The sequence below is a fragment of the Ruminococcus sp. AF31-8BH genome, from assembly GCF_003460605.1.
In the GTDB taxonomy this organism is placed as follows: domain Bacteria; phylum Bacillota; class Clostridia; order Lachnospirales; family Lachnospiraceae; genus Blautia_A; species Blautia_A acetigignens.
The window spans coordinates 134,068-145,871 of record NZ_QTVN01000007.1 but is presented as its reverse complement, the minus strand read 5'-3'; the positions used below and the strand labels follow the sequence as shown (position 1 = coordinate 145,871).

The window sequence follows — 11,804 nt, the reverse complement described above, 5'->3', positions numbered from 1 at the left end:
CCTAAAACAATGCGTTTTCCTCGCTGAATTTTCGTGTAATTGTATTAAATATTAAAATCATGATAAGCCCCATCACCGACTGGAAAAAGCTGGCAGCCGCCGACATTCCGATATTGCTCTGTGTAATCAGTGCCTTATATACAAATGTATCTATTGTCTGAGTTACATCCGATATCAGGCCAGAATTCTGTGGTACTTGGAAGAACAGACCGAAATCACTGTTAAAAATTCTTCCTATAGAGAGTAATGCCACGGTGATAATCGTAGGTTTCAGAAATGGAAGGGTAATATAACGTATTTTTTGAAATTTCGTTGCGCCATCCAGAGACGCAGATTCGTAAAGTGATGAATCAATGCCCAGGATTGTTGAAATATAAAGAATGCAACCATATCCAACGCTTTTCCATGTATTTACAAAAATCAGAATGAAAGGCCAGAATTTCTCAGTATCGTACCAGGATATCTTCTGGTGTCCTATGGACACCAGAAGATGATTAAGCATTCCTGCTTCTGGATCAAGAAACGCTCTTACCATATATGACACAATCACTATGGACACTACAAATGGAAACAAAATACTACTCTGTGCAAATTTTCGAAACGCAAGATTACCGATTTCCGTTATCAGAATAGCAAGCGCAACTCCAAAAATAATATTAATAATAATGAAACACAGATTATATCCCAATGTGTTTCGGAACAGAATCGGAAGTTCGTTGCTTTTGAGTAGGAATTTAAAGTTTTTCAATCCTACAAATTTACTTCCCCAAATACCATCCTGCACATTGTACTTTTCAAATGCAAGCACAAGACCGGACATAGGAAGATAGTTATTAATGAACAGATAAAGCAATGCCGGCAACATCATCAGATAAAGCGGCAGATATCTCTTATAGGGCTTAATCCGTTCTGCTAAAGTTTTTTTCTCTTTAACTTTATTACTCATAGCAGTCTCCATTCCGCAGACAATGTCTTAATGTAATGCCTGTTCTTTATTTTGATGCCAGAAATTCATCCAACTGTTTCTGTGATTCTGCAATAATATCCTGCATACCTGCATCATCCATTTCTTCAAGGAGCTTCGGCAGATATTCGTCAGGATCTACTGCTCCAACGACTAAAGCTTTATAATATTTATTTCGTACATTCGTTACTGCTGCAACTTCATCAGCAACTGGTTCAGAGTCAAAGGTAAATCCAAGCGCTTTAGATACTACAGCGGTATTGTTATAATCCACAATTGTCTGGTAAATGTCTGCACCATCTGTTGCCCATGGAGTACAGATAAACTGGTTCGGAAGAATCCAGCCTGCACCCAAGTGATATCCTACTGAGCTTGCATCCTTGCCTTCCGGATAGTCTAACAGCCCATCAGAATTAACTACATAATCTTCGCCTTCTACTCCCCAGTTGAGCAGATTCATAATATCAGAATCTGTTTCAAGCAGATTTAACATCTTCATTGCCTTCGCAGGATCTTTGGAACCGGAAGAAATCGCATAAGAAAAAATTGCTGCTGTAGAAGTTGTGGCATAAGGCTCGCCTAAATGTACCATCGTGAGATCTACGCCACCGCAGTTGTTTTCCTGGTCAGCCTCTGAAAGAGGATGTCCATAATCACTAAAGAATGAAAATGCCTGTCCGGATGCAATATAAGAATAATATGACTCTGTATCAGAAGCAGCACCGGAATTAATCCAGCCATTGTCAAACCATTTGTGATTGTATTCACACCATTCCTTAAACTCCGGAGATGCAAGAAGATTGGTAACAGTTGTATTATTTGCGAAGTCCATTAAACCGGCAAATGAAGTACCACCTACAGACATATCAAACACGACAGCTTTACCAACTCCAAGATTATCTGCTGCCAGCATCCACATACCTGGTTCTTTTTCAGCTACCTGCTCATAAATAGCATCTACATCTGCCATTGTTTTTACATTGCTTACATCAATATCATACTTATCCAGAATATCTGTACGGAAGAAAATAGTTGGCTGCTGTGCAATTTCTTTATGAACCGGCAAACCAAAAATCTTACCATTTAACTGAGCAGCTTTCGCAAGATCAGGAGAAGAATATGTAGCAATCGCCTCTTGACCATATTCATCCAGAAGGTCTGTCATATCAAGCAGATAACCGGAACTTACCCATCCCTGTGCATATCCGGTAATCGCAGTAAGAATATCAATATCACTTCCAGAGCTTAACTCCAAAGGAATCTGTTCCAGGTAAGTAGAGTATGGAAGCAACTGCAGGTTTAATGTCATATTCAGTTTCTTTTTCGTGATTTCATTTACATGCTCAACTACTCTGTCAATTTCACTCTGGCTTGGAGATGCCGCAGGAAGAGTAATCACCATATTAACCTCATATGGATCCTCTGAGAAATCAATGTCCTCATCAGCAGTTTCTGTCTCCTCATCTGCCCATACAGTCTGTGTTGCAAACAGCCCTGTTGTCATTACTGCACATAACAGTAAGCTCATTAGTTTTCTTTTCATTTACATTTCCTCCTTTGAAATTATATGTAATAAACGCTTCATTACATCCATTTTACTTGCAAAGCCTTACGTGGTACGCTTCTTATGTAGGTAATACCCGGATATCCCAGAAGCATACAACAACGTAATTTCTCTGCATCAATTTGTATAAGTTTCAGTGCTTCCGGATTATTTTTCAGGCCTAGCTCTATGAACCCGGAATACAGACATCCCAGTCCTTCTGTTGCTGCCATCAGCTCTATATTTGAAGCTGCCAAGGCTCCATCAATTGGCATATCTGAAGATATTAGCAGCAGTACAGGTGCCTCAAAAAATAAACTATCCTGTCCATTTTTATATTTTTCATAAATTCGATTCAAAGTTCCACTATATGGATTATCTGGTTTCTCTTTATGAAATTGCTCTGCACCCTGTCTAACGCCTTCAAATATTTGCGGAATCAGTTCTGGCAATCTGTCCTGCACTACCGTATAACGGACATCCTGTGCATTTCCTCCGGTGGGTGTATATCTTCCAGCCTGCAGAATTTCTGTCAGTAACTCCTTTTCCACTGTTCTTTTTTGATAATTTCTTATGCTTCGTCTGCATTTGATCGTATGCAAAAGCTGTCTGGAAGTCATATTTTCTGTCTGTCCGCTGCACTCCTCAAACTCATCATCCGGACAGTTATCCATATGAATTGCTGAGACCGGACAAAGTGCAATGCAGTGTCCACACTCAAAACAGTTTCCTTTTACTTCCATCTTGCCATGCTCCATAGACAGGTTATAGCCAAAACAATCTTTGGCACAATTTCCACATCCAACACACTTTTCTTTATCAATAATGATCATACGTTATCCTCTCGTGGCTATGAAACCGTGCTCAGTTTTTTTCAATTTCCATGCATTTTTGTTAACCACACAATTACAAATTTCTTTTTCACTGTATACTTCAAACAGCTCTATTTTCATTTCTTCACTTTCTATTATGAGTGTTTCATTTACAAGTTTGGCAAATAACTTTCCACAGATACCATCATCATAATAGTGTGCTTCTAATTCCCCCTGCAAATTCAGGATAACAACAAGCTTTTCAAAGTTTCTGTTTTCAATATGCATTGGCGCTTCCTGAAGCATGGGAATCATATGATTCTCTCTTAAATACAACGGAATCTGATCCAAACGTTTCTCTGCCGTAATCCATTTGCCACCTTCCAGCCGTTCTCCAGTATAAAAATCTATCCAACTGCCTTTTGGAAGATAAACCTTTACAATCTCCTGGTCGAATACTGGAGCTACGAGAAGGCTTTCCCCAAGCATATACTGTCTTGACAGATTTCTCACATTCCGGTCTTCTTGAAATTCCAGCACCATAGCACGCATCATAGGTAATCCCTTATAGTGTGTTTCATATGCTGTAGAGTATAAATACGGAAGGAGCCTGTATCTCAGCTTGTTGATTTTCAAAAACGCTTTCTGGGTTTCACGGGAAAATACCCAGGGTTCTCTCGGCGTAGACTGTCCATGGCTTCTGCTAAGAGGTGACATAAGTCCCATCTGCACAGACCGGATATATTCATCATCGGAAGGGATGCATCTTCTCCCTTCATAGTCGCAGTTATAAAAACCTCCGATGTCAAATCCCCAGAATGAAACTCCACTCATTCCTATACTCAGGCCGCCGTTTAGTACTGCTGCCAGATTATTTTTTGCTGCGGAAGAATCGCCAGCCCAGTTTGCCGGATAATTCTGGCTGCCTGAGTATCCGCTTCTGCCCCACAGAAGCGCACTTTCTCCCAATTCTTCTTTTGCTTCAACGGAAGCCTCATAAATCGTGCGGGCATATAGTAATGTGTATTTATTATGTGCTTCTTTTCCTGTCGATCCATCCCAAAATACCGCATCTTCAGGAACCTCCTCCGAAAAATCGGTCTTAATCACTCCAACTCCCATTTTCATCAGGCGTTTCACACGTTCTTTCATATATAGAACAAACTCTGGATTGGTAAAGTCAAGTGCTGCCACTCCCCATCCTGCTGCGTCTCCCTCGCCTGGAGAAAAAATATAGGGTTCTCCGTCTGTACGTTTCACCAGAAAGCCTCTTTCTTTCATAGAAAGGTACTGACGGGACACTCTCTGTGTTCCATCTGCCGTAATCTTTGTCTGTACATACGGGAACATCCAAAGAGAAAGATGAAAGCCTTTCTTTCTCAGTTCTGCAATCATTTCCTCCGGTTTCGGGAATCGCTTCTCGTCAAAGCTTAGTAGCTCCGAAGCATTGCCAAACATATCCATCCAGGCATCAATATGAATTACATCTGCAGACATTCCGAATTCATTCATCTTTTCTGCAATTTCTTCCACTTCTGCTCTGTTTAAATAGCTCATTTTGGACATCCAGAAGCCAAAAGCCCATCTTGGAATCATCGGTGATCTTCCGCTAGCTTCTGTATAATCGGCTAAAAGCCCTTTCATATTACGATTTGCAAACAGATAGTAGTCAAGATACGGATCTTCAGTTTCCATCGTATATGACACTCCTGACGAAGCCCCCATATTAAAGTGCGTTCTTGTAAACGTATTTACCAAAATGCTATAACCTTGTGTACTGACAAAGTATGGCATTCCTTTATAAGAAATATCTGAATTGGTAGATTGTGCATCTCTCTGCCAGACACATATCTTCTGGCCTCGTTTATTGAAATCTGTAAATTTTTCTCCAAATCCATAGAATGCCTCATCACTGTACATATACATGGTTTCAAATGTGTCTGTTACTCTTCCATTTTCATCCACGGAAAATCCTGTTGGAACCGACTTGTATTTCTGACCCACATCCTGATCTTTTATCTGCTCCTTCGTTAATTCCTCGCCATCCAGGTATACACTCATCTGCCATGGACACTTCTGAAACCTAAGCATCAGTCTCTCTGTAGATGCTGTAATTTCTTCCTCTTCTTCCTTAATTGTCATTGGTATTGTATCTGTTTTAGGAAGAACTGAATTTTCACAATATGTCTTCCCCGCTTCCGGATACATCCGGAAACGAAAAGCAGTCTGTGATATAAATTCTACTACAACCTCGGCCTGTTTCTTTCGGAAGGTCTGTAATTCAAAAGTAATCTTTGAACATCCTGGTTCATACGCAATCATCTTGTTCAAAAAATCTTTCTGTCCAGTCTGATTAAAATGGCAATATCCTTCCTTCAATTTAAGAGGGTCCTCAACAGTATGCTGACAATACCCTTTTTTCTCATTATCTGCTAATTGAATCATGATATCACCTCACTTTGCTTTAAATACGATAAATCTGTCATTTGCTTCAAAAGGAACTTCTTTTCCGTTAACTATAACTGTTTTAGGAGTCTGCTCAGTATAAACATAAATTTCAGAAATATCCATCTGTCTGATTCCTACTTGCAACGTGTCTCCCTGTAAGTTTGCACACAAACATCCTTCCACTCCATCATCATAATATGTCTGCTCCATCTGCCCGCCCAGATTGATCCATACCCTCAGTGATGTAAAGTTAGACTCAGCAATATGGTTCGGAGCTTCCGATAACATAGTAATCATACTGTTTTCTCTTAAATAAAGTGGTATCTGATCAAGTGGAGTGTCCAATTCTATCCAGTCTCCACCCGTCAGGCGCTTTCCTGTATAAAAATCTATCCAGCTTCCTTCCGGAAAATATACCATATGCTTTTTCTTATCAAATACCGGTGCAACCAGAAGTGATCTTCCCAACATATATTGTGTAGAAATTTCTGACACGTTTAAATCTTCAGAAAACTCCAGTAACATAGCCCTCATCATCGGTATTCCTTCACGATGTGTTTCCCATGCTGTACTGTAGAGATACGGAAGCAGCCTATAACGAATCTTATTAATTTTTAGGAATGCACTCTGCGCTTCCTCAGAATATTCCCATGGTTCTCTCGGTGTTGCCTGCCCATGACTTCTGCTTAAAGGTGCCATTAACCCCATCTGTACTGAGCGGATATATTCTTCATCAGAAGGCATTGCACGATTGCCTTCATCATCAGAATTATAAAAGCCGCCGATGTCGAATCCCCAGAACGAGATTCCGCTCATTCCCAGGCTCAGTCCGCCATTTAAAATAGAAGCCAGATTGTTCAGTGCCGCCGAAGAATCACCAGCCCAGTTTGCCGGATAATTCTGACTTCCCAGATATCCGCTTCTACCCCAAAGCAGAGCCTTTTCTCCCATTTCTCTTTTTGCTTCAGCAGATGCCTCATAAATTGTTTTCGCATAAAGCAAGGGGAACTTATTATGGCTTTCTTTTCCGGTCGTTCCATCCCAAAACACTGCATCTTCCGGAATTTCCTCTGAAAAATCAGTTTTTATTACGCCAACTCCCATCTTCATCAGGCGCTTTACACGTTCTTTCATGTACTGCACAAGCTCCGGATTGGTAAAGTCAAGTGCTGCTACATGGAATCCATCGCCCTCACCTAATGCAAAAAGATACGGTTCTCCGGCCTGATTTTTTACCAGAAATCCTCTTTGTGCCATATTCTGGTACAGTTTACTATTGCCTGGCACTGCCTTTTCTCCCATCATTCTGAATGGCAGTACATAAGGAAACATCCACAGCGATAAATGTAGTCCACGTTGTCTCAGCTTCTGAATCATTTCTTCCGGTTCCGGGAAGCGTTTTTCGTCAAAGTTTAGCAATTCTCCACTGCCTTCCTCACCTCCCATATTATCGAGCCATCCATCAATATGAATAACATCCACAGACATACCAAATTTTTCCATCTTATCTGCGATGTTCTCTACTTCTGCACGATTCATGTAACTCATCTTGGACATCCAGAAGCCAAAGGCCCACCTCGGTATCATATCAGATCTGCCACTGAGTGCTGTATAATCACGAATAAGTCCTTTATAGTCCTTGTTGCAAATCATATAATAATCCAGGTATGAGTCCTCTGTTTCCATCGTATAGGAAACACCGGAAGTTGCTCCCATATTGAAATGAGTTCTACTGTACGTATTCAGCATTACTGCGTAACCTGCTGAACTTATGAAATAAGGCATCCCTTTGTAAGAGGAGTCCGAATTGGTTGACTGGGCATCCTTTTGCCATATGGTGATTTTCTGACCCCGCTTATTGAATTTTGTAAATTTTTCGCCAAAGCCATAAAATGTTTCGTCACAATGTAGATACATTGTCGTAAACGCATCCGTAACCTTCCCTTCTGCATCTACAGTAAAGCCGGTAGGTATTGCCTTATACTTCTGATCCACATTATAGTCTTTAATCTGTTCGCATGTCAGTTCTGTTCCATCCAGCTCAATGCTCATTTCCCAGGGGCATTTACGAAATTTTAATGTGACTCGGTCTGTTTTTACACTAATAAAATTGTCATCTTCCAGTGTCTTCACTCCTGACATTTCCGAAAAATGAAATACTTCATTCAACCTGCAGATGTTTTCCCCTTCCGGCTGCATATAGAAACGAAAAACATTGTTTTTCTGGAAAGTAACAACAACTTTTGCCCTCTTCCGTCGAAAAGTTTCTGTTTCAAAAATACATCCCGCATCTGTCGGTTCATAGCCAATCATTCTGCCTAAAAAATCTTTCTGTCCCTGATGATTAAAATGACAATATCCCTTTTCAACTGACAATGGATCTCCGTCCATCTGCGGATGATACCCTTGAAGTCCATTATTCTGAATCTGAATCATTAATGCTACCTCCGACTATATTTCTTAATTTTCTCTATTGTATAACACGGAAACTTTCTTCACTATAATTTAAAAAACCCAAATTATAACTTTTGTTACATTTTCACACTCAGTTCTATCTCAGAATAATCATATATGCGGATTATTACAGTACCATCATCCTGTACAACCCATCCTTCTTCAAAATACAATGCAGTCTTTGCCAGGCACTGCTGGTACTCTCTGTGATTAACCGTTATACCAACAGGCTTGTCTTTCAAACCTTTGATAATCAGATAAGTCCATTCTCCAGTTCCCTGACACCGCATATAAAATCCATCTTTTTGCGGAACCATACAATATCCTATCCGATCAGTGCGGTCACGATGCCAGGTTCCCATTCTCTGTGTCTCCGACGGCGTGATCAGCAAAGCTTTTTTGCGGCTGGTTGTCATACTTTCACCCAGATGTAAGCTGCCGTTTAATTCCAGTGGCAGGAAAGTTCCTTCTCTTAAATAAACAGGAATCCTGTCAAGAGGTGCAAAAATCTCCAGCTCTTTCCCACCTTCTATAACATTCGTATTGTCCCAAAAATCTACCCAGTTTCCCTCCGGGAAAATAACATTTCTGTGTTCTCCTTCCGTATGTACAGGTGCCACCAGTAAATCAGGTCCATACATATAGGAGTCCTCGCATCCGATAAGTTCCGGATGGCCTGGAAATTCCATTGCCATTGTCCGCATCATCGGCATACCAGTCTCATGTGCCTGTATTGCCAGTCCATATGAATACGGAAGAATATTCTCACGAAGCCATGCATATCGCTTATATATTTGTACTGTTTCAGGGCTGTATTCCCATGGCTCCCTTGGCTCCGTGCCATGATAGCGCATAATCGGACAAAATACTGCCCATTCTGTCCATCTGAGATATGTCTCCTCATCTGAAAATCCGTCATACCCTGTTACATCCACTCCCCAAAATGGAAGGCCGCTGGCTGCTGCTGTTATTCCTCCATGGAGTGCATATGTCATTCCAAGGAAACTCGTTAAATGGTCTCCACCAAACTGACAGGCAAATGCCTGAGAACCAGGTGCTGCGCCTCTTGTATAAAGGACATGATCTTCTCCATAACGTTCGCAAAACAATTTTCGATAACTTTTGGCATACTCATAGGCATACCCATTATGCATCTGATCCCCACATCTGCCATCATAAAACTGTGCTTCATCTGGTACGAAATCTCCAAAATCAACCATCGTTCCACGAATTCCTGCATCCAGACGTACCTTCCATTGTGCACGCAGTAGATCCATTCCCTTCGGATGTGTAAAATCAATATAAGTAGGAAGTTTCTTATTCCCTTCATGTGGTGCAATCTTATTGATCGGAATATCCTCTGGTTCTATATCTGGAAGATATCCCCTAGCTTCTTCCATTGACATATCTGGATACTGCCAGGAAAATGCACGAATTCCTTTTTTCTCTGCAAAAGCTACAATTTTATATAATTCCTCACTCTTTGGATTCTTAAACCAATGGGCACCTGCCCCCTCTGCATAAATTCCAGAATGAGGAATATCCAGCTCTTCAAACTGTTCCAACACTGCCATCTGCTCTTTGCATACATCGTGAAGAGGACCGTGATACCACCTTCCCGCTCCACCTCCCGCCCATGGCTCAAATACCCATTTGGGCGGAAGAATTGGTCTTCCCGTCAACTGTGTGTAGCCATTCATAGTCTGCTCTGGTCTTCCTCTCCATATAAAGAAGTCCACAACAGGTCCGGAAACATGAAAGCGCAAAAGGTCTGTTGTCTCATTGGCAATATCTGCACGTATACGGTAATGACTGTTGATAAATACAGAATATCCTGAACTGATATGCGCTAACGGTATATTTTTGTAGGACTGATTTCCGATGGATGCCAGACATCCTTCACAGGCATCACGTTGCCATAATGAGCGAATTTTCCCTCTCTGGTTTACTGCATCAAAACATTCTCCAAAACCATAGACCCCATCTTCTCTATTGAGACGTAAATCCCATTCAGCACCTGCAATTTCATCCTTCTTTTCGTAATAAATCTTCAGTTGATCTGACCGAATCTCAAAATCTGTTCCTTCCAGATGAATTTTCCAGAGTAATCCAGGTGTTATTCTTATTTTTCCGTATACACTTTCAGCCACCCAGAAATCTTCCTGCCTGCTCAACTTAAGCTCTTCTTTCTTTGCATCAAAAAACCCTTTTTGAGCTTTATGAAAGCGAAAACCGCCTGCCCCTGCAGCAAGATACAGCTGTTGTCCGTCAGCAAAAGTCATGCAGACTTCCTGGTCTTCCTTACTTACTTTTTCCAGTCTGCCAAATGTTGTCCAGGCATTGCTGCGATTTCCCAGTGTGTGGTCGGTGTACCACCACTCAGTTAATTGTACAAAATATGCTATTGCAATGTCCAATTCTTTACATACAGCATCAATATCCCCTTTGAGGAATGCCTCGTTGCATAGTCTGCGTTCAACCCATGGTTCTCTAAATTCCCACGAGTTTGCTACAGACTGTCCTGTAAAATAGTCCATTCCTTCCAGCGTTAAAACATCCTGCCATCTTTGCAGAAGCCTGATTCTATCTGCCATATTTGCCAGAGTCGTAGCCTCTTTTGTATGGTGTAGTTCCTCTATTTCTCTTCTTTCTTCTTCTGATGGCCATACCAACTTTACAGGGCGCTGCCAGCGTTTTACTCCATCTGGAAGAGTACATAATACTTCTTTTTCAGAAGAAACTCCCTTTTCCCCATTTAAAAATACTTCCAGAAAAGTCAATGGGTCATACTCGAATCGATCTGAAAAATTCACCTGCATATCTAGCGGAAATGGAGTACTGATTTCACTGGTCTGATGTTTTTTTCGATATACCTGAAGTGCAAACTGCTTTTCCGGTCTTCCTCCAAATAGCTGCCACGGCAATGCCAGAAATGCCATCCAGCCATTCTCTATTGTCTTGGTTTTACAAGTATACATATCTTGTGTGATTTCTGTAATCTCAGCCTGATTCTCAATTCTGTCACATCCACCCAGATATCCCTTGTCACCTCCCAGGTAGGTCATCCCTCTTTGTGTAACAGCTTTTGCTACTCCCGTATTTTCGACTGTAAACACACTGAAGTCACGATGTCCAAATATTCCACTCTGTAGTGCAATTTCAACACAGTCCTTCCGTTTCAACCTTATTCTGTCTTTATCCTGAACCAGCTTTTCGCTGTCAGTCCTCTTCTTTTCTTTACATAAAAACAGTACATAAAGAGCTTCCGCATCCCACAAAAAACAACATTCTGTATCTGAAGCTGGTAAAAAGTGTCCACCAGCCCGATAGAACTTGGAAATTTTCACTGCGTTTTCCCAATCGGAAATTTTAACCTCAGGAGATGGTTTTTTCTCCACAGCAGCTCCAAGGTTCATAGATGAAATACCAAATCTTAATTGCTCCATATAGACTTCTCCCTTCTGTGTTCTCTTTATTTCAAGTTTATTGTAAATATCCTCTTTTCGACTATAATTTTCCACTCCAGAAATAGCACTTTTGTGTGCTTCTTATTATCTTCCAAAATTAATAAGAAAAAAAGAAG

General features: G+C 40.9%; 6 protein-coding genes. All 6 read right to left on the bottom strand.

What is annotated here, in order from left to right:
* Position 1: 1 nt before the first annotated feature.
* The 6 genes from DWZ38_RS10470 to DWZ38_RS10445 all read right to left on the bottom strand — a co-directional run bounded on the left by DWZ38_RS10470 (position 2) and on the right by DWZ38_RS10445 (position 11,667).
* A complete protein-coding gene (locus tag DWZ38_RS10470) occupies positions 2-946 on the bottom strand; it encodes an ABC transporter permease subunit (RefSeq protein WP_117852499.1) in 945 nt (314 codons plus the stop codon).
* A 46-nt stretch (positions 947-992) separates the two neighbouring features.
* Positions 993-2,507 carry an ABC transporter substrate-binding protein gene (locus DWZ38_RS10465; protein ID WP_117852497.1) on the bottom strand — a complete coding sequence of 505 codons (1,515 nt, stop codon included), beginning with the start codon at positions 2,505-2,507 and terminating at the stop codon, positions 993-995.
* Between the two features lie 41 nt (positions 2,508-2,548).
* Positions 2,549-3,340, bottom strand: coding sequence for a nitroreductase family protein (locus DWZ38_RS10460; protein WP_117852495.1), 792 nt, complete (start codon positions 3,338-3,340; stop codon positions 2,549-2,551).
* Between the two features lie 3 nt (positions 3,341-3,343).
* Complete coding sequence (locus DWZ38_RS10455; RefSeq protein ID WP_117852492.1) at positions 3,344-5,764, bottom strand: TIM-barrel domain-containing protein; 2,421 nt, start codon at positions 5,762-5,764, stop codon at positions 3,344-3,346.
* Positions 5,765-5,773: 9 nt separating this feature from the next.
* Positions 5,774-8,203, bottom strand: a complete 2,430-nt coding sequence (locus DWZ38_RS10450) for a TIM-barrel domain-containing protein (RefSeq protein WP_117852490.1) — start codon at positions 8,201-8,203, stop codon at positions 5,774-5,776.
* A gap of 95 nt (positions 8,204-8,298) precedes the next feature.
* On the bottom strand, positions 8,299-11,667 hold the full coding sequence (locus DWZ38_RS10445) for a TIM-barrel domain-containing protein (RefSeq protein WP_117852488.1): 3,369 nt from the start codon (positions 11,665-11,667) through the stop codon (positions 8,299-8,301).
* Between the last annotated feature and the right edge of the window lie 137 nt (positions 11,668-11,804).

Bases quoted from the DNA above. Each gene is read 5' to 3' on its own strand.
- DWZ38_RS10450 (WP_117852490.1), bottom strand. From the start codon at position 8,203: ATGATTCAGATTCAGAATAATGGACTTCAAGGGTATCATCCGCAGATG.
- DWZ38_RS10470 (WP_117852499.1), bottom strand. From the start codon at position 946: ATGAGTAATAAAGTTAAAGAGAAAAAAACTTTAGCAGAACGGATTAAG.
- DWZ38_RS10460 (WP_117852495.1), bottom strand. From the start codon at position 3,340: ATGATCATTATTGATAAAGAAAAGTGTGTTGGATGTGGAAATTGTGCC.
- DWZ38_RS10465 (WP_117852497.1), bottom strand. From the start codon at position 2,507: ATGAAAAGAAAACTAATGAGCTTACTGTTATGTGCAGTAATGACAACA.
- DWZ38_RS10445 (WP_117852488.1), bottom strand. From the start codon at position 11,667: ATGGAGCAATTAAGATTTGGTATTTCATCTATGAACCTTGGAGCTGCT.
- DWZ38_RS10455 (WP_117852492.1), bottom strand. From the start codon at position 5,764: ATGATTCAATTAGCAGATAATGAGAAAAAAGGGTATTGTCAGCATACT.